The sequence below is a fragment of the Cupriavidus malaysiensis genome, from assembly GCF_001854325.1.
Lineage (GTDB): Bacteria > Pseudomonadota > Gammaproteobacteria > Burkholderiales > Burkholderiaceae > Cupriavidus > Cupriavidus malaysiensis.
Window position 1 is genome coordinate 1,927,984 of the sequence record NZ_CP017755.1, and the last position, 16,412, is coordinate 1,944,395.

General features: G+C 71.7%; 17 protein-coding genes. 12 read left to right on the forward strand and 5 right to left on the reverse strand.

Going from position 1 to position 16,412, the window contains the following annotated elements:
• From BKK80_RS28040 to BKK80_RS28060, 5 genes are all read left to right on the forward strand, one after another.
• The gene (locus tag BKK80_RS28040) at positions 1-936 is read left to right on the forward strand and encodes an ABC transporter permease (protein WP_071072173.1); all 936 of its coding nucleotides are present in this window, start codon (positions 1-3) and stop codon (positions 934-936) included.
• A 14-nt stretch (positions 937-950) separates the two neighbouring features.
• Positions 951-1,907, forward strand: a complete 957-nt coding sequence (locus tag BKK80_RS28045) for an ABC transporter permease (protein WP_231908116.1) — start codon at positions 951-953, stop codon at positions 1,905-1,907.
• Positions 1,908-1,929: 22 nt separating this feature from the next.
• Positions 1,930-2,958: an ABC transporter ATP-binding protein gene (locus tag BKK80_RS28050; RefSeq protein ID WP_071019803.1), complete on the forward strand. Its 1,029-nt coding sequence runs from the start codon at positions 1,930-1,932 to the stop codon at positions 2,956-2,958.
• Positions 2,955-3,950, forward strand: coding sequence for an ABC transporter ATP-binding protein (locus BKK80_RS28055; RefSeq protein ID WP_071072175.1), 996 nt, complete (start codon positions 2,955-2,957; stop codon positions 3,948-3,950). The genes BKK80_RS28050 and BKK80_RS28055 overlap by 4 nt, the downstream gene beginning before the upstream one ends.
• A gap of 62 nt (positions 3,951-4,012) precedes the next feature.
• Positions 4,013-5,479, forward strand: coding sequence for an N-acyl-D-amino-acid deacylase family protein (locus BKK80_RS28060; RefSeq protein ID WP_071072177.1), 1,467 nt, complete (start codon positions 4,013-4,015; stop codon positions 5,477-5,479).
• Between the two features lie 48 nt (positions 5,480-5,527).
• Here the strand turns inward: BKK80_RS28060 and BKK80_RS28065 are convergent, their stop codons facing one another.
• Both BKK80_RS28065 and BKK80_RS28070 read right to left on the reverse strand, forming a co-directional pair.
• Positions 5,528-5,749: a DUF3606 domain-containing protein gene (locus tag BKK80_RS28065; RefSeq protein WP_071019794.1), complete on the reverse strand. Its 222-nt coding sequence runs from the start codon at positions 5,747-5,749 to the stop codon at positions 5,528-5,530.
• A 186-nt stretch (positions 5,750-5,935) separates the two neighbouring features.
• Positions 5,936-6,151 (reverse strand): hypothetical protein, encoded by a 216-nt coding sequence (locus BKK80_RS28070; protein WP_071072179.1) that lies wholly within the window; start codon positions 6,149-6,151, stop codon positions 5,936-5,938.
• 286 nt (positions 6,152-6,437) lie between these two features.
• On the opposite strand from BKK80_RS28070, the gene BKK80_RS28075 reads away from it, so the two are divergent.
• Positions 6,438-7,223 (forward strand): PP2C family protein-serine/threonine phosphatase, encoded by a 786-nt coding sequence (locus tag BKK80_RS28075; protein WP_071073377.1) that lies wholly within the window; start codon positions 6,438-6,440, stop codon positions 7,221-7,223.
• Positions 7,224-7,249: 26 nt separating this feature from the next.
• On the opposite strand, the gene pedF is transcribed toward BKK80_RS28075, so the two are convergent.
• The 3 genes from pedF to BKK80_RS28090 form a co-directional block, all read right to left on the reverse strand.
• Positions 7,250-7,768 carry a cytochrome c-550 PedF gene (pedF, locus tag BKK80_RS28080; protein WP_198173370.1) on the reverse strand — a complete coding sequence of 173 codons (519 nt, stop codon included), beginning with the start codon at positions 7,766-7,768 and terminating at the stop codon, positions 7,250-7,252.
• 5 nt (positions 7,769-7,773) lie between these two features.
• Complete coding sequence (locus BKK80_RS28085) at positions 7,774-8,382, reverse strand: pentapeptide repeat-containing protein (protein ID WP_071019788.1); 609 nt, start codon at positions 8,380-8,382, stop codon at positions 7,774-7,776.
• Positions 8,383-8,510: 128 nt separating this feature from the next.
• Positions 8,511-10,328: a methanol/ethanol family PQQ-dependent dehydrogenase gene (locus BKK80_RS28090; RefSeq protein WP_231908249.1), complete on the reverse strand. Its 1,818-nt coding sequence runs from the start codon at positions 10,326-10,328 to the stop codon at positions 8,511-8,513.
• Positions 10,329-10,937: 609 nt separating this feature from the next.
• Here BKK80_RS28090 and adh point away from each other — a divergent pair.
• The 6 genes from adh to BKK80_RS37595 all read left to right on the forward strand — a co-directional run bounded on the left by adh (position 10,938) and on the right by BKK80_RS37595 (position 16,316).
• Positions 10,938-12,458, forward strand: a complete 1,521-nt coding sequence (gene adh, locus BKK80_RS28095) for an aldehyde dehydrogenase (protein WP_071019783.1) — start codon at positions 10,938-10,940, stop codon at positions 12,456-12,458.
• A 149-nt stretch (positions 12,459-12,607) separates the two neighbouring features.
• Positions 12,608-13,012 carry a DUF779 domain-containing protein gene (locus BKK80_RS28100; RefSeq protein ID WP_071019780.1) on the forward strand — a complete coding sequence of 135 codons (405 nt, stop codon included), beginning with the start codon at positions 12,608-12,610 and terminating at the stop codon, positions 13,010-13,012.
• Positions 13,013-13,119: 107 nt separating this feature from the next.
• A complete protein-coding gene (locus BKK80_RS28105) occupies positions 13,120-14,100 on the forward strand; it encodes a tripartite tricarboxylate transporter substrate binding protein (protein ID WP_071022495.1) in 981 nt (326 codons plus the stop codon).
• Positions 14,097-14,885, forward strand: a complete 789-nt coding sequence (locus tag BKK80_RS28110) for a quinoprotein dehydrogenase-associated SoxYZ-like carrier (RefSeq protein WP_071019777.1) — start codon at positions 14,097-14,099, stop codon at positions 14,883-14,885. Before BKK80_RS28105 ends, BKK80_RS28110 begins: the two co-directional genes overlap by 4 nt.
• The gene (locus BKK80_RS28115; protein ID WP_071019774.1) at positions 14,882-15,859 is read left to right on the forward strand and encodes a quinoprotein relay system zinc metallohydrolase 1; all 978 of its coding nucleotides are present in this window, start codon (positions 14,882-14,884) and stop codon (positions 15,857-15,859) included. Before BKK80_RS28110 ends, BKK80_RS28115 begins: the two co-directional genes overlap by 4 nt.
• 211 nt (positions 15,860-16,070) lie before the next feature.
• Positions 16,071-16,316 (forward strand): c-type cytochrome, encoded by a 246-nt coding sequence (locus BKK80_RS37595; RefSeq protein ID WP_231908248.1) that lies wholly within the window; start codon positions 16,071-16,073, stop codon positions 16,314-16,316.
• Positions 16,317-16,412 lie beyond the last annotated feature (96 nt).

The window sequence follows — 16,412 nt, forward strand, 5'->3', positions numbered from 1 at the left end:
ATGGGCTTCCTGCTCCGCCGCCTGCTGGCCACGCTGCCGGTGATGGCCGTGGTGGCCGTCGTGGTCTTCCTGCTGATCCACCTGTCGCCGGGCGATCCGGCGGCGCTGATCGCCGGGGACCTCGCCACTGCCGACGACATCGCCCGCCTGCGCGGCGCGCTCGGCCTCGACCAGCCGCTCTGGCGGCAGTTCCTGCTGTGGGCCGGGCGCCTGGCCGGCGGCGACCTCGGCACTTCGATCTTCACCCACGTGCCGGTCACCACCCTGCTGGCCCAGCGGCTCGAGCCGACCGTGTCGATCGCCGCGCTGACCATGCTGCTGACGCTGCTGGTGGCGGTGCCGCTCGGCACGCTGGCGGCCTACCGCGCCGGCAGCTGGGTCGACCGCCTGGTGATGCTGTTCGCCGTGCTGGCCTTCTCGCTGCCGGTGTTCCTGGTCGGCTACCTGCTGGTCTATGCCTTCGCCATCCGCCTGCCCTGGTTCCCGGTGCAAGGCTACGTGCCGCTGGCCGAAGGCGCCGGCGCCTGGCTGCGCAGCCTGGTGCTGCCCTGCATCAACCTGGCGCTGGTCTACATCGCGCTGGTGACGCGCATGACGCGCGCCACCGTGCTCGAGGTGCTGCACGAGGACTACATCCGCACCGCGCGCGCCAAGGGCCTGGGCGTGCTGCCGGTGCTGGGCCACGCGCTGCGCAACGCCGCGGTGCCGATCGCCACCACGGTGGGCATCGGCATCGCGCTGCTGATCGGCGGCGTGGTGGTCACCGAGACCGTGTTCGCCATTCCGGGCATCGGCCGCCTGGTGGTGGACTCCGTGCAGCGCCACGACTACCCGGTGATCCAGAGCGTGCTGCTGTTGTCCGCCGGCGTCTACGTGCTGATCAACCTCCTGATCGACCTCAGCTACCGGCTGTTCGATCCGCGCATCCGCTACTGAGCCGGAGCCCGACCATGACCCCATCCCTGCCCGCCGCGCCGGTGGACGGCGCGACGGACGCCGCCCTGAACGGCGCCCCGAACGGCGCCCCGAACGGCGCCCATCACGGCGCCGACCTGCCCGATGACACCCCGTTCCAGCTGCCCCGCTGGTACTGGGTGCGCAAGCACCCGACCCTGCTGATCGGCGCGCTGCTGCTGCTTGCCGTGGCCGCGCTCGCGCTGGCCGCGCCCTGGCTCGCGCCCTTCGACCCGCAGGACATCGATCCCCTGGCGCGCATGCAGCCCCCATCCGCCGTGCACTGGTTCGGCACCGACGCGCTCGGCCGCGATGTCTTCAGCCGCGCCGTCTGGGGCGGCCGCGTCTCGCTGACGGTGGCCCTCGCGGTGGGCCTGCTGGCCACCGTGCTCGGCGTGGCGCTCGGCCTCACCGCCGGCTTCGTGCGCTGGACCGATGCCTTCCTGATGCGCGTGATGGACGGCCTGATGGCCATCCCCGGCGTGCTGCTGGCGATCGCCCTGATGGCGCTGACCCAGGCCAGCCTGGGCGCCGTCATCGTCGCCATCACGGTGCCCGAGGTGCCGCGCGTGGTGCGGCTGGTGCGTTCGCTGGCGCTGACGCTGCGCGAGCAGCTCTACGTCGAGGCCGCGCACGCGCTCGGCACGCGCCTGCCGGTGATCCTGCTGCGCCATGTGCTGCCCAATATGGTGGCGCCCCTGGTGGTGCAGGCCACCTTCATCGCCGCCGCCGCGGTGCTGACCGAGGCGGCCCTGTCCTTCCTCGGCGTGGGCGTGCCGCCGCAGACGCCGAGCTGGGGCAATATGATGGCCGAAGGCCGCAACTTCGTCGCCGTGGCCTTCCACATCCTGCTCTATCCCGGCCTGCTGCTCGCCACCACCGTGCTGGCCATCAACCTGCTCGGCGACGGCCTGCGCGACGCCCTCGATCCGCGCCTGGCGCGCCAACTCTGAACCCTGATCCCGGGAGCCGAACATGATGCCAGACCGGACCACGCCGCCCGCCGGCACGCCGCTGCTGGAAGTCCAGGACCTGCAGGTCCGTTTCGATACCCTCAGCGGGCCGGCGCGCTCCGTCAACGGCGTGTCCTACACCGTGCGCGCCGGCGAGACGCTCGGCGTGGTGGGCGAGTCGGGCTGCGGCAAGAGCGTGACCGCGCTCGCCATCATGCGCCTGCTGGCCACGCCGCCCGCCCGCGTGCGCGGCAGCATCCGCCTGCGCGGCACCGAGCTGCTGGCGCTGAGCGAGCGCGAGATGCGCCGCATCCGCGGCAACCGCATCTCGATGATCTTCCAGGAGCCGATGACCTCGCTCAACCCGGTGCTGACCATCGGCCGCCAGATTGGCGAGACGGTGCGCCTGCACCAGGGCGCCAGCCGCGCCGAGGCGCGCCGGCGCGCCATCGAGATGCTGCGCCTGGTGCAGATTCCCGAGCCGGAGCGCCGTGTCGACGAGTATCCGCACCAGCTTTCGGGCGGCATGCGCCAGCGCGTGATGATCGCGCTGGCACTGGCCTGCCATCCCGAAGTGCTGATCGCCGACGAACCCACCACCGCGCTGGACGTCACCATCCAGGCGCAGATCCTCGAGCTGGTGCGCCGGCTGCAGCAGGAACTCGGCATGGGCGTGGTGATGATCACGCATGACCTCGGCGTGGTGGCGGAGAGCTGCCAGCGCGTGGTGGTGATGTACGCCGGGCGCAAGGTGGAGGAAGCCGACGTGACCGAGCTGTTCGACCGGCCGCTGCACCCTTACACGCGTGCGCTGATGGCCTCGATGCCTTCGCTCAATGCGGGCGGCGGGCGCCTGGCCGAGATCCCCGGCCTGGTGCCCTCGCCGCTGCAGCCGCAGCGTGGCTGCGCCTTCGCGCCGCGCTGCGCGCTGGCCGAGGCACGCTGCCACCAACAGGCGCCGGCGCTGGCCGAATCCGGCGCAGGCCACCTGGTGGCCTGCTTCGCCGTGGCCGCCGCCCACCCCGCATCCCCGCTGGAGATCGCCGCATGAACGCCCCCGCCCAGGCCGCCGTCCCCTTGCTGCAGGTCGAAGGCCTGCGCAAGCACTACGCCGCGCCGCGCCGCTGGCCGGCCCCGCCGCCCGCGCCGGTACAGGCCGTCGATGGCGTCTCCTTCACGGTGGCGCGCGGCGAGACGCTGTCGCTGGTCGGCGAATCGGGCTGCGGCAAGACCACCACCGCCAAGTCCGTTCTGCGCCTGGTGGAACCCAGCGCCGGCTCGGTGCGCCTGGACGGCGAAGAACTGCTGGAGCTGTCGGCCAGCGCCATGCGCCAGCGCCGGCGCGACATGCAGATCATCTTCCAGGACCCCTACGCCTCCTTGAGCCCGCGCCTGACCGCCGGCGAGATCGTCGCCGAGCCGCTGCGCAATTTCGGCATGCGCTCGCGCGCCGAGCGCGAGGCGCGCGTGCAGTGGCTGTTCGGCAAGGTCGGGCTGCGCCCGGAAGCGGCCGCGCGCTATCCGCACGAGTTCTCCGGCGGCCAGCGCCAGCGCCTGGGCATCGCGCGCGCGCTGGCGCTGCAGCCCAGGCTGATCGTCTGCGACGAACCGGTCTCCGCGCTCGACGTGTCGGTGCAGGCCCAGGTGGTCAATCTGCTGATGGACCTGCAGCAGGAATTCGGCATCGCCTACCTGTTCGTCGCCCATGACCTGGCCGTGGTACGCCATATCAGCCACCGCGTGGCGGTGATGTACCTGGGCCGCATCGTCGAGCTGGCCGACCGCGACACGCTGTTCGACGCGCCGCGCCACCCCTACACCGAGATCCTGCTGTCGGCCGCGCCGGTACCCGACCCGCGCGCGCCGGTGCGCCGCATGGTGCTGCAGGGCGACCCGCCCAGCCCGGCGCGGCCGCCCTCCGGCTGCCGCTTCCATACGCGCTGCCCGCTGGCGCAGGAGGTCTGCCGCACCCAGGCGCCGGCGCTGACCCCGCGCCCGGGCGCCGGGGCCGCCGAGCACCTGGTGGCCTGCCATTTCCGCTGAAGGTGGCACCCCGCTGCTGCCTCCCTTTCCGATCCCCTTGCCCTGCCCAGGAGAACCCCACGATGGCTGAACCGGTTACCACCCACCACGACCTGCTGATCCGCGGCGGCACCGTGATCGACGGCAGCAGGGCACCGCGCTTCGAAGCCGACGTGGCAGTGCGCGACGGCCGCATCGCCGCCATCGGCGACCTGTCCGGCCACAGCGCCGCGCGCACGCTCGACGCGCACGGCCGCATCGTCGCGCCCGGCTTCATCGATTCCCATACCCACGACGACCAGGCCGTGCTGTCGCAGCCGGCCATGCCGTTCAAGGTCTCGCAGGGTGTCACCACGGTGGTGGCCGGCAACTGCGGCATCAGCGCCGCGCCGCTGCGCGCCGACATGGACCTGCCGATGCCGCTGGGCCTGATCGACGCCCCGCCCGACGGCCGCTTCGGCACCTTCGCCGCCTACCTCGACGCGCTGCGCGCGGCGCCCAGCTCGGTCAACGTGGCCGCCATGGTCGGCCATTCCACACTGCGCGCGGTCACCATGGCCTCGCTCGAGCGCCCGGCCGACGCCGGCGAGATCGCCGCCATGCAGGCCCTGGTGGAAGAGGCCATGCAGGCCGGCGCCATCGGCCTCTCGACCGGCACTTTCTACCCGCCGGCGGCAAAGGCCACCACCGAAGAGATCATCGAGGTATGCCGGCCGCTGAGCGCGCGCAAGGCGCTCTATGTCACCCATATGCGCAACGAATCCGACCATGTGATGGAGGCGCTGCAGGAGACCTTCCGCATCGGCCGCGCGCTCGACGTGCCGGTGGTGGTGTCGCACCACAAGGTGCAGAACACCCCCAACTTCGGCCGCAGCCGCGTCACGCTGCCCTTTATCCAGGAGACCATGCGGCAACAGTGTGTGTCGCTCGACTGCTATCCCTACACCGCCGGCTCCACCATGATCCGCACCGAGGCGCACATGCTGGAAGGCCGCGTGCGCATCGCCTCCAGCCAGCCGCACCCCGAGTGCGCCGGCCGCGACCTCGACGAGATCGCGCGCGAATGGGGCGTGTCCAAGCAGGAGGCCGCGCAGCGCCTGCAGCCCGGCACCGCGATCTACTTCCTGATGGACGAGGGCGATGTGCAGCGCATCCTCGCCTTCGAGGACACCATGATCGGCTCCGACGGCATTCCCGTGGGCGAGAATCCGCACCCGCGCCTGTGGGGCACCTTCCCGCGCGTGCTCGGCCACTACTGCCGCGACATCGGCCTGTTCCCGCTGGAAACCGCGGTGTGGAAGATGACCGGACTCACCGCGCGCAACTTCGGCCTGCACGGGCGCGGCACGCTGGCGGCGGGCAATCATGCCGACCTCGTCATCTTCGACGCCGGCACGATACGCGACGCGGCGGACTACGACACGCCCACGCGGCCGGCCGAAGGCATCGATACCGTGATCGTCAACGGCGCCGTCACCTGGCACGCGGGCCGGCATACGGGCGCGCGCAACGGCCAGGTCATCACGCGGCGCGATCCCGTGGCGGCTTAGCCAGGCGGCGAGCCGACCAGCCGGCCAAGCCGCCGAGCTGCTGAAACCCTAAGGCGCGGGCGCGCCGCCCGGCCGTGCGCCGGCCGCGGCGCGCCAGGCCTCCAGCTGCGCGCGCACCGCCGCCAGGTGTTCGCCTGCGGCATCGACCGCGTCCTCGAGCTGCTGCGGCGTGCAGTGCAGCTCCGCGCACCAGTAACGCGCCTCCAGGGCATCCATCAGGTTGACCCGGCCCGGGTCCAGGGGCCGGAAGCCCTGCGGAATGTCGCTCATGCCTGCCTCCCTATGTCGGCGGGCGCCACCTGTCCCGCCGGCGCGTGCTTGCGGCCGGCATCCGTGCGACGCCTTCAGGCACTGTAGACCAAATCCGCCTGCATGCAGCCCGGGCGCACCAGGCCCGGACCATGCTCCGGGGCCGCCTTCCTGCAAGGCGGGCCGCGACCGGGCGCCGCCGCGCGCTCAGGCGCGCGGCGGGGGAAACACATACCAGCATCCGTCGCCGTGCCGGAAGAAGAACAAGGCGAGGCGGCTGTCGCCATGCGCGGCCTCCACCCGCACGCAGCCGTACGGATTCACCGGGGAGCGCGCCATACGCGTGATGCGCACCGGCAGGCCGGCCGCCGGCCCCATCCATTTGCCGATCAGCCGGCGCAGCGATATCGCATCGGTCCGCATGGCATCCTCTTCCTCAGCCTGCGTGGGTGACGTACGGCACGCAGCCGGCGGCGCAACGCGCCGATGCCCGCCCGGGTCGGGGCCTGGCCGTGGCGAGCCGTCCCCGGCGAGGGCCTGGGATTGCGCGGCCCGCTTTGAGCGCGGCGCCCCAGTGGCTATGCTGATCGATGGGCGCGCGCTCCCCGGTGCCACCTCGACCCGGGCCTTGCGGCGGCCGTGGCGGCACGCCCGGCATGGCAGGTGCCGGCCGATCGCAGTGATTCCGTGAACCCGCATCGTGAACATCGTGCGTTGCGCATCGCCATTCCCTTGGCAGTCTTCCGCCTGCACGGACGTCGGGCGGGTGCGGCTGCGCAACGAGGACGCCTGCCTCGACCTGCCCGGGCGCGGCCTGTGGGCCGTGGCCGACGGCATGGGCGGCCACGCGCTCGGCGACTACGCCAGCCAGGCGGTGGTGGCCGCGCTGGCCGCGCTGCCCGCGCCCGCCACGCTGCGGGACGCGCTGCGCGATGCGCGCGCGGCGCTGCAGCAGGTCAACCAGGCGCTGCTCGACGAGGCCGCGCGCCGCCGCGTGCCGTGCATCGGCAGTACCGTGGTGGTGCTGCTCGCCTGCGGCCCGCGCCGTGCCTGCCGCTGTGCCTGCCTGTGGGCGGGCGACAGCCGGCTCTATGTCCTGCGCGACGGCCACCTCTCGCGCATCACGCACGACCACAACCGCGCGGAAGAGCTGCGCGCGCGCAGGCTGATCACCGCCGGGCAGGCCCGGCACCACCCGGCGCAGAACCTGGTCACGCGTGCACTCGGCGCCGCCGCCACGCTCGAGACGGAAGAACGGGAGATCGAAGCCGACGCCGGCACCGTGTTCCTGCTGTGCAGCGACGGTCTCAGCAACGAGCTCTGCGACGAAGACATCGCGTCGATCCTGGCGGCCTGCGGCGACGACTGTGCGCAGGCCGCCAGGGCCCTGGTGCAGGCCGCGCTCGAGCGCGGCGGCAGCGACAATGTCTCTGCGGTCGTGGTACGTGCCGGCGAGGCCGGCCTGCCAGCCGGGCCCTTGCCGGATTCCGCGTGACGCGAGGGTTCCGCGGTCCCCGCTCATCACTTGCCCCGCTGCGACTCCACGAAGGCCTGCACCGCCCACAGCACCTCCTGCGGCAGCAGCCCTTCCCACGGCGGCATGTGCACCACGCCGACCCGCACCTTGCCGTGCAGCACCGAGTCGCGGAAGAAAACGTCGTTGTCGACCATGCAGTCGTGGCGCAGCTTGGCGTCGCCGATGGCGCGGCAGAAACCGTCGAGCCGGCGCAGGTCGGGCGCGCTGCCGCCGCCGGCGGCATCGGCGCCGTGGCAGCGCGCACACGACTGGTTGAATACCGTGCGCCCGACCGCTTCGGCCTCGGCGTTGCCGCGATAGGGGTTCTCTGTGCGCCACTCGGTACCGAGCGGCGGCAGCCGCGAGGCGTCGACCACCGGCGCATGCGCGACCTCGGCCGCCGCGCAGCCGATGGTCAGCACGAACAGGGCCAGCGCGGCCAGCGCCAGCCAGAGCGTCATCGCGAGCATGCCCATGGTCTTCCCCCTGGGTTCCCGGTGCGGATGTTGAAGGATCGATGTCATGGTGCCTACCAGTCCGTCGGGCAGCCGCGGCAGCCCTCGAAGGCGCTGTCGGGAAAGATCGTGTAGCGGATCAGGCTCCCTTCCAGCGTGGCATTGCGCAGGTTAACGGTCACGAATTTGGTTTCCTGCAGGTTGGCGTCGGCCAGCTTGGCGCCGGCGAACCAGGCGAATTGCGCACGCGCCGCTTCCAGGCTGGCGGCGGTGAGGTCGGCGCCACTGAAATCGGCGCGCATGATGCGGCCGAATTCCAGGTCGGCGCCGACCAGCCTGGCGTTGCGAAAGGTCGCCGCAGGGGCGTTGACCTTGTTCAGGCGCGCGCCGGTCAGGTCGGCGCCGTCGAGATTGGCGCCGGCCAGGTTGGTGCCGCGCAGGTCGGCCCGCGCCAGCCGGGCGCCGCGCAGGTCGGCGCCGGCCAGGTTCTGGCCGGACAGGTCGGCATGGCGCAGGTCGGCGCCGGCGCAGCGGGCATGGGGCCAGATGCCGCAGCCGTTGATGACCAGCGGCGTGATGGTCTTCGGCTGGGCCTGGGCGGCAGGCGCGGCCAGCGCCACGGCTGCGCCCAGCATGAACGCCGCATGGCGGGGGAAACGCGCAGGGCGGGCGGGAAGTCGCATGGGAAGCTCCTGAAGCGGGCGGAAAGCGGATCCGAGCGGATCCGAGCAGCGCCACCGCATGACACGCGCGGCGCCGGCGGGCGGCCGAGGCGGCGGGACGCTCGCCCCGCCGCCTCGGCCCCTCCTGCTTACAGCCGTGTCGCCTTGGGCAGCTTGAACACCCACATCGAGCCGCCCTGCGTGACCTGCTTGGTCAGCTCGGCCATATCGCCGCCCCAAAGCGGCACCGCGCCGCCGTAGCCCGACTGCACGCCGATGTACTGGTCGCCGTCCATTTCCCAGGTGATCGGCACCGAGACCACGCCGGAGCCGGTCTGGAAACTCCACAGCTCCTTGCCGGTCTTGGCATCGAAGGCCTTCATGAAGCCGTCCGAGGTGCCGGTGAAGACCAGGCCGCCGGCAGTGGTCAGCGTGCCGGCCCACAGCGGGAACTTCTCCTTGTGCTCCCAGGCGATCTTGCCGGTCTTGGGATCGATGGCGCGCAGGATACCCACGTGGTCGTCGAACAGGCGCTTGATGCGGAAGCCCTGGCCGAGGTAGGCCGAACCCGGCTTGTAGGTCAGGTGCTCGGTCCAGTAGTCCATCGCCCAGTGGTTGGCGGGGATGTAGAACAGGCCGGTGTCAGGGCTGTAGGACATCGGGTGCCAGTTGGTGCCGCCGAGGAAGGGCGGCGAGACGAACACGCTCTCGCCCTTGTCCTCGCCGTCCTTGGGCAGCGGCGGGCGGTTGTTCTTCTCGATCGGCTTGCCGGTCTTGAGGTCGAAGCCCGAGGCCCAGGTGATGCCGTCGACGAAGGGCCAGGCCCCGATCAGCGAGGTCGGCTTGTTGGGATAGCCGGCGCCGGTGGCGAGCTTCTCGCGGTCGGTGACGAAGAAGAAGCCGTTGCGGTCGGCGTGCGCCGAGGCCTTGATCTGCTTGCCGGTCTTGGCGTCCTTGTACTCGAACAGGATCACCGAGTTATTGCCCGAGAAGTCCCAGGCATCGTTGGGCGTGTGCTGGTAGAAACCCTTCAGTTCGCCGGTGCTGGCATCGACGTAGGCCTGGCCGGAGGTGAACAGGCTGTCCCAGTTGCGCGGGTCGTCGCCCTTGGCGGTGCGCTTCCAGGTGTTCCACGGCGCCGGATTGCCCGCGCCGATGACGATGGTGTTGGTATCCACGTCGAAGGAGGCGCTCTGCCAAGGCGCGCCGCCACCGTGGTTCCAGGCCTCGACCTTGCCGGTGGGCGATTCGGGGTCGGCCGGCCAGGACGGCGCCTTGGGATCGCCGGTGGGCGTGCTGTCCTTGCCGTCGAGGCGGCCCATATGGCCTTCCACCAGCGGGCGCGCCCACACCTCCTTGCCGGTATCGGGATCGCGCGCGAACAGCCAGCCGACCACGCCGAACTCGTCGCCCGAGGAACCGTGCACCAGCAATACGCGGCCGGTGCGCTTGTCCTTGACGATGGTGGGCGCGCCGGTCATGGTGTAGCCGACCTTGTGGTCGCCGAACTTCTCCTTCCAAACCACCTTGCCGGTCTTGCGGTCGAGCGCCACCACGGCGGCGTCGAGCGTGCCGAAGTAGACCTTGTCGCCGTAGATGGCGGCGCCGCGGTTGACCACGTCGCAGCAGGGACGGATATCGTTGGGCAGGCGGTGCTCGTAGGCCCACAACTGCTTGCCGGTACGCGCGTCGATGGCATAGAAGCGCGAGTACGAAGCGGTGATGTAGATCACGCCGTCGCGCACCAGCGCCTGGCCCTCCTGCCCACGCTGCTTCTCGCCGCCGAAGGAGAACGACCAGGCCGGCACCAGCTGGCTCACGGTCTTGGCGTTGACCTGCTTGAGCGGGCTGTAGCGCTGCGCCTTCACGCCCAGGCCATAGGTCAGCACGTCGCCGGGGGTCTTGTCGTCGTTGAGGATGTCTTCCCAGGTCACGTCGCCGGCGGCGGCTTCGGCGGCGCCGACCATGGCGCCGAAGGACAGCGCGGCGGCCGTCAGCACGACCAGGCTCTTGAGCGCGGGCAGCGCGGATTGTTGTGGCTTCATCGTTGCAATGTCTCCCTTCATTATTGGTTGGTTCGAACCGTTGGCTGCGCCGCGGCTGGTGACCTGATCACCCGCTCACCAACTGGCGGCACCGGCGCGACGCGTAGGCCGCGCCACCTACCTGCAATCGCTGTGCCAGTGCCGTGCCGACCGCCCGGCACGGTTGCCACCCCCGCCGCAAGCGCACCGCCGCGCGCCATTGTTCAAATCCGCAACAGCGCGCACGGCGCAACGGTCCGCCATGCAACAGGCCCCGGCGGCACGGTACAACGTGCCTTGCCGCGGCACCGTGCCAGGCGCCGCAGCGACACGCCGGAGGGCACGCCAGGGGCACGCCAGGCGCCTCGCGCCGGCCCGCAGGCACGCCGTTTCTCCGCACAAACCCTGAGACGCGCAGCAGCATCGCCACACTGGCACGGCACTTGCCCTGCTGTATCGCGGAGCCGGCGGCACGCACCCGCCTGCCGGCGATCCGAACCTTCAGGCCCCTCAGGTCATTCGGGCCGAATCCGGCCAATCCAGGAGACAAAGATGAACCACGCCGAAATGAAGTTCCTCGACATCGAATTCCCGTACAAGGACCGCTACGACAACTACATCGGCGGCAAGTGGGTGCCCCCGCGCTCGGGCCAGTACTTCGACAACATCTCGCCGGTGACCGGCGAAGTCTTCTGCCAGATCGCGCGCTCCAACGCCGACGACGTGGAACTGGCGCTGGACGCCGCGCACGCCGCCAAGACCGCCTGGGGCCGTACCTCGCCGGCCGAGCGCGCCAATGTCCTCAACCGCATCGCCGACCGCATGGAGGCCAACCTCAAGCGCCTGGCCGTGGCCGAGACCATCGACAACGGCAAGCCGCTGCGCGAGACCATGGCGGCCGACCTGCCGCTCGCGGTCGACCACTTCCGCTACTTCGCCGGCACCGTGCGCGCCCAGGAAGGCGGCATCTCCGAGATCGACCACGACACCATCGCCTATCACTTCCATGAGCCGCTGGGCGTGGTCGGCCAGATCATCCCGTGGAACTTCCCGCTGCTGATGGCCACCTGGAAGCTGGCCCCGGCGCTGGCCGCCGGCAACTGCGTGGTGCTCAAGCCGGCCGAGCAGACCCCGGCCTCGATCCTGGTGCTGATGGAGATCATCGGCGACCTGCTGCCGCCGGGCGTGCTCAACGTGGTGAGCGGCTTCGGCCTCGAGGCCGGCAAGCCGCTGGCGTCGAACAAGCGCATCGCCAAGATCGCCTTCACCGGTGAGACCACCACCGGGCGGCTGATCATGCAGTACGCCTCGCAGAACCTGATCCCGGTCACGCTGGAGCTGGGCGGCAAGAGCCCCAACATCTTCTTCGCCGACGTGCTCGACAAGGACGACGCCTTCTTCGACAAGGCGCTGGAAGGCTTCGCCATGTTCGCGCTGAACCAGGGCGAGGTCTGCACCTGCCCGTCGCGCGCCCTGATCCAGGAATCGGTCTACGACCGCTTCATGGAGCGCGCCATCAAGCGCGTCGAGGCCATCAAGCAGGGCCACCCGCTCGACCCCTCCACCATGATCGGCGCGCAGGCCTCGCAGGAGCAGCTCGAGAAGATCCTCTCCTACATCGACCTGGGCAAGCAGGAAGGCGCGCAGCTGCTGGCGGGCGGCGCGCGCAACCAGCTCGGCGGCGCGCTCGACAAGGGCTACTACGTCAAGCCGACCGTGTTCCGCGGCCACAACAAGATGCGCATCTTCCAGGAGGAGATCTTCGGGCCGGTGGTATCGGTGACCACCTTCAAGACCGAAGAGGAAGCGCTGGAAATCGCCAACGACACCCTGTACGGGCTGGGCGCCGGCGTATGGACGCGCGACGTCAACCGCGCCTACCGCTTCGGCCGCGAGATCCAGGCCGGCCGCGTGTGGACCAACTGCTACCACGCCTACCCGGCCCACGCGGCCTTCGGCGGCTACAAGCAGTCGGGCATCGGGCGCGAGAACCACAAGATGATGCTCGACCACTACCAGCAGACCAAGAACCTGCTGGTCAGCTACAGCCCGAACGCGCTCGGCTTCTTCTGAGCGGAACCGGCACCGGCAAGGGCGGCGCGCGCCCGCCCGTCGCGCGCGCCGCCCGCAGGCTCCGCAACCCGGGTGCCGCCTCCTCCGGCACCCGCTTTCGCCAGGCCGCCGCGCCCCCGCGGCGGCGGCCGGCTTTTTCTCTCGCGCCCATGACCGACACCACCCTGCCCGCCCGCGTCACCGCCACCGATGCCGCGCTGGCGCTGATCGCCCGCCTCGTGCGCGACCACGGTCCCGTGCTCTTCCACCAGTCCGGCGGCTGCTGCGACGGCAGCGCGCCGATGTGCTTTCCGCGCGGCGAGTTCCTCGTCGGCGGCAGCGACGTCAAGCTCGGCGAGATCGGCGGCGCGCCGTTCTACATGAGCGAGTCGCAGTTCGAATACTGGCAGCACACCCAGCTCATCATCGACGTGGTGCCCGGCAATGGCGGCATGTTCTCGATGGAGCGCGCCACCGGGCTGCGCTTCCTGACCCGCTCGCGGCTGTTCAGCGACGCGGAAGCCGATCGGCTGGCCGCCCATCCGCCGCAGCGCGCCACCGTGGACTTCCCATGAGCACGCCGCAAACCTTCCAGGTCCGCCACGGCTGCGATGCCATCCACTCCCGGCTGCCGGGGCGGCCCCGCCCCTGGACGTCCGCGCCGGCCCTGCTGGCGGCGCTCATGGCCACGCTGCTGGCCGCGCTGCTGGCCGCGCTCCTGCCGGGCACGGCGCGGGCCGCGCCGGCGCAGGACCGCCAGGCCTTCCCCGTGCGCCCGCTCACGCTGATCGTGCCGTGGCCCGCCGGCGGCGCCACCGACCTCTCGATGCGCATCCTGGCCGAGCGCGCCGGGCGCGAGCTCGGTCAGCCCATCGTGGTCGAGAACCGGCCCGGCGCCGGCGGCACCCTGGTGGGCGGCCTGCTGGCGGCGGCCGCACCGGACGGCTACACCCTCGGCCAGCTGCCGCCCACGGTATACCGGCTGCCGCACCAGCAGCGCACCGCCTGGCAGCCGCTGCGCGACCTGCAGCCGGTGCTGATGATCTCCGGCTACACCTTCGGCGTGGTGGTCCCCGCCGACAGCCCGTTCCGCAGCTTCGACGACCTGCTGGCCTGGGCCGCCGCGCACCCCGGGCAGCTCACGGCCGGCTCCACCGGCATCGGCACCACCGCCCACCTGGCCATGGAAGACGTGCTGGGCCGGCGCGGCATCGACTACGTGCACGTGCCCTACCGCGGCACCGCCGACCAGATGCTGGCGGTAGCCAACGGCTCGCTGATGGCCGGCGTCAACTCGACCGGCTTCGCGCCCTTCGTGGAGAGCGGCAAGATGCGCCTGCTGGCCATCTTCAGCGACAAGCGCTCGCCGCGCTGGCCGCAGGTGCCCACCGTGGCCGAACTCGGCTTCCCCGGCGCGGTCCACACCGCGCCCTACGGCATCGCCGTTCCGCGCGGCACCGATGCGCGCATCGTGCGGCGCCTGCACGACGCCTTCCGGCTCGCCATGCAGGACCCCGCCCACCTGGCCGAACTGGCCAAGTACGACCAGTCGCTGTCCTACCTCGATACCGAGCACTACGAGGCCTATACGCGCGACCTGTGGCAGCAGGAAAAGCGCTTCGCCGAACGGCTGGGCATGGCCGCCAGGGAGGGTTCGCGATGAACACGCGCCGCACCCTGCTGCGGGCCGGCCTGTGCCTGCCCCTGGCCGTCCCGGCCGCCATGCTGGCCACCCCCGCCCGCGCACAGGGCAGCGACCCGCTCGGCTCGCCGCAATGGCCCGCGGTCTGGCGCGACGTGCTGGGCGGCGGCCGGGTGGTATTCGATCCGCGCGTCAAGGTCAGCGGCCCCGCCTTCGCCGAAGACGCCATGCACGTGCCGATCGCCTTCGATGCCGGCGAGCTCGGCGCGGTGCGGCGCATCGTGGTGGCGGTCGACCGCAACCCGATCCGCAAGGTGCTGGAGTTCGAGCCGGGCCCGCTGCGCGCGGCGCTCACCTTCCGCTTCAAGCAGGAGCAGGCTTCGCCGGTACGGGTGGCGGTCCAGGACGGGGATGGCGTCTGGCACGTCGGCGGCATCCTGGTCAACGCGGCCGGCGGCGGCTGCACGGTGCCCGGCGACACGCGCCGCGACGGCTCCTGGGAGGCCACGCTGAACCGCGTCGAGGCGCGCGTGTTCCCCGGCCGCACGCCCGGCACGGCGCGGCTGCGCCTGCGCGTGATGCACCCGATGGACACCGGCCTGGTGGCCGGCATCCCCGCTTTCCACATCGAGCAGCTCGCCATCACCGAGCCCGGCGCCGCGGCGCCGGCCCTGCTGCGGCTGTACGAGCCGGTCAGCGAGAACCCGGTGTTCTCCTTCGACCTGCCCGCCTGGCCGCGCAGCGGCACCCGCGTCAGCGGGCAGGACAACAACGGCAACCGCATTGCCGCACGGATCGTGCCATGAGCCGACCCCAGCGCCTTCTCCTCGCCCTGGCGGCCAGCGCCTGCGCCGCGCTGGCCGCCACCGGCGCGCCGGCCCAGAGTGCCCAGGGCACCCCGAGCGACTACCGGCTCGCGCCGCAGCGCATCGCCCCCGATACCTGGCTGATCGCCGGCGAGAACGCCGACTTCGCACCGGCCAACGGCTGCAACATCATCAACACCGCCTTCATCGACACCGGCGACGGCGTGGTGGTGGTCAACACCGGCCCCTCGCTGCGCTACGGCCAGCAGCAGCGCCGCGCCATCGCCGCCGCCACCGCCGCGCCGGTGCGGCAGGTGCTCAACCTCAACCTGCATCCCGACCACTTCTTCGGCAACCAGGCCTGGAGCGACGCGCCGACGCAGGCGCTGCCCGGCACCATTGCCGGCGCGGCGCGCGAAGGCGAAGCCTACGCCGACAACCTCTACCGCCTGTGTGGCGCCTGGCTGGCGGGCACCACGCCGGCCCCGGCCGGGCTGCCCGCCCAGCCCGGCCGTTTCCGCCTCGGCACGCACGAACTGGAGTTGCTGCGCTTCGACGGCCATACCGGCGACGACCTGGTCCTGGTCGACCACAGCGCCGGCGTGATCTTCGCCGGTGGCCTGGTCTTCCACCAGCGCGCGCCGACCACGCCCCATGCCGACCTGCCGCGCTGGCTGGCCAGCCTGGACCGCCTGGAGGCCCTGCAGCGGCGCAGCGGCGCGCGCGTGCTGGTGCCCAGCCATGGCCCGCTCGACGCCGACGGCGGCGCGGAGGCCATCGGCCAGACCCGGGCCTACCTGCGCTGGCTCGACACGCGCATGCGCGAGGCAGCCGCTGCCGGCACCGACCTCGCCGAGCTGATCGCCCAGCCGGTGCCCGCGCCCTTCGCCGGCTGGGCCGCCATGCCGCAGGAATACGTGCGCAACCTGACCCACCTCTACCCGGCCTACGAGCGCGCGGCCCTGGCCGACTGAGCCGTCCGCCCGCACCGCTTTCCCTCAAAACACAAAGGAGACCTCCATGCCCCCGAACCCCTACCCCGCAGCGCTGCCGGCTGCCCGTGTGGCTGCCCGTGTGGCTGCCCGTGTGGCCCATCGGCCAGCCCCGCTGCCCGCCCTCGGCACCGCCTTCGGCCTGGCGCTCGCGCTGGCGCTGGCCCCCGCCGCCTCGCACGCTGCGCCCGACATGCAGGCGCTGGCGGAGAAAAGCGGCTGCTTCTCCTGCCACGGCATGCAGAACAAGGTGATCGGTCCGGGCTTCGCCGAGGTCGCCGCCAAGTACAAGGGCGACGGCGAGGCCGCCGCACGGCTGGCGCGCAAGATCCAGGAAGGCGGCAAGGGCAATTGGGGCCGCATCCCGATGCCGCCGCATCCCGGCCTGAAAGAGGCCGAAGCGCGCCAGCTTGCCGACTGGGTGCTGGGCGCGGGCTGACGCACGCTTTCCCGGCCCTGCCCTGCGGTGGCGCTGAAGCCCGGCGCCGCCGCGCCGTCCAGGCCATAGCGACGGGGCTGCCCCCCCTGGAGGCGC

Coding starts and splice junctions, on each gene's coding strand:
- BKK80_RS28060 (WP_071072177.1), top strand. CDS start 4,013: ATGGCTGAACCGGTTACCACCCACCACGACCTGCTGATCCGCGGCGGC.
- pedF (WP_198173370.1), bottom strand. CDS start 7,768: ATGACATCGATCCTTCAACATCCGCACCGGGAACCCAGGGGGAAGACC.
- BKK80_RS28085 (WP_071019788.1), bottom strand. CDS start 8,382: ATGCGACTTCCCGCCCGCCCTGCGCGTTTCCCCCGCCATGCGGCGTTC.
- BKK80_RS28090 (WP_231908249.1), bottom strand. CDS start 10,328: ATGGTCGGCGCCGCCGAAGCCGCCGCCGGCGACGTGACCTGGGAAGAC.
- BKK80_RS28045 (WP_231908116.1), top strand. CDS start 951: ATGACCCCATCCCTGCCCGCCGCGCCGGTGGACGGCGCGACGGACGCC.
- BKK80_RS28065 (WP_071019794.1), bottom strand. CDS start 5,749: ATGAGCGACATTCCGCAGGGCTTCCGGCCCCTGGACCCGGGCCGGGTC.
- BKK80_RS28105 (WP_071022495.1), top strand. CDS start 13,120: ATGGCCACGCTGCTGGCCGCGCTGCTGGCCGCGCTCCTGCCGGGCACG.
- adh (WP_071019783.1), top strand. CDS start 10,938: ATGAACCACGCCGAAATGAAGTTCCTCGACATCGAATTCCCGTACAAG.
- BKK80_RS28110 (WP_071019777.1), top strand. CDS start 14,097: ATGAACACGCGCCGCACCCTGCTGCGGGCCGGCCTGTGCCTGCCCCTG.
- BKK80_RS37595 (WP_231908248.1), top strand. CDS start 16,071: ATGCAGGCGCTGGCGGAGAAAAGCGGCTGCTTCTCCTGCCACGGCATG.
- BKK80_RS28070 (WP_071072179.1), bottom strand. CDS start 6,151: ATGCGGACCGATGCGATATCGCTGCGCCGGCTGATCGGCAAATGGATG.
- BKK80_RS28055 (WP_071072175.1), top strand. CDS start 2,955: ATGAACGCCCCCGCCCAGGCCGCCGTCCCCTTGCTGCAGGTCGAAGGC.
- BKK80_RS28050 (WP_071019803.1), top strand. CDS start 1,930: ATGATGCCAGACCGGACCACGCCGCCCGCCGGCACGCCGCTGCTGGAA.
- BKK80_RS28100 (WP_071019780.1), top strand. CDS start 12,608: ATGACCGACACCACCCTGCCCGCCCGCGTCACCGCCACCGATGCCGCG.
- BKK80_RS28115 (WP_071019774.1), top strand. CDS start 14,882: ATGAGCCGACCCCAGCGCCTTCTCCTCGCCCTGGCGGCCAGCGCCTGC.
- BKK80_RS28040 (WP_071072173.1), top strand. CDS start 1: ATGGGCTTCCTGCTCCGCCGCCTGCTGGCCACGCTGCCGGTGATGGCC.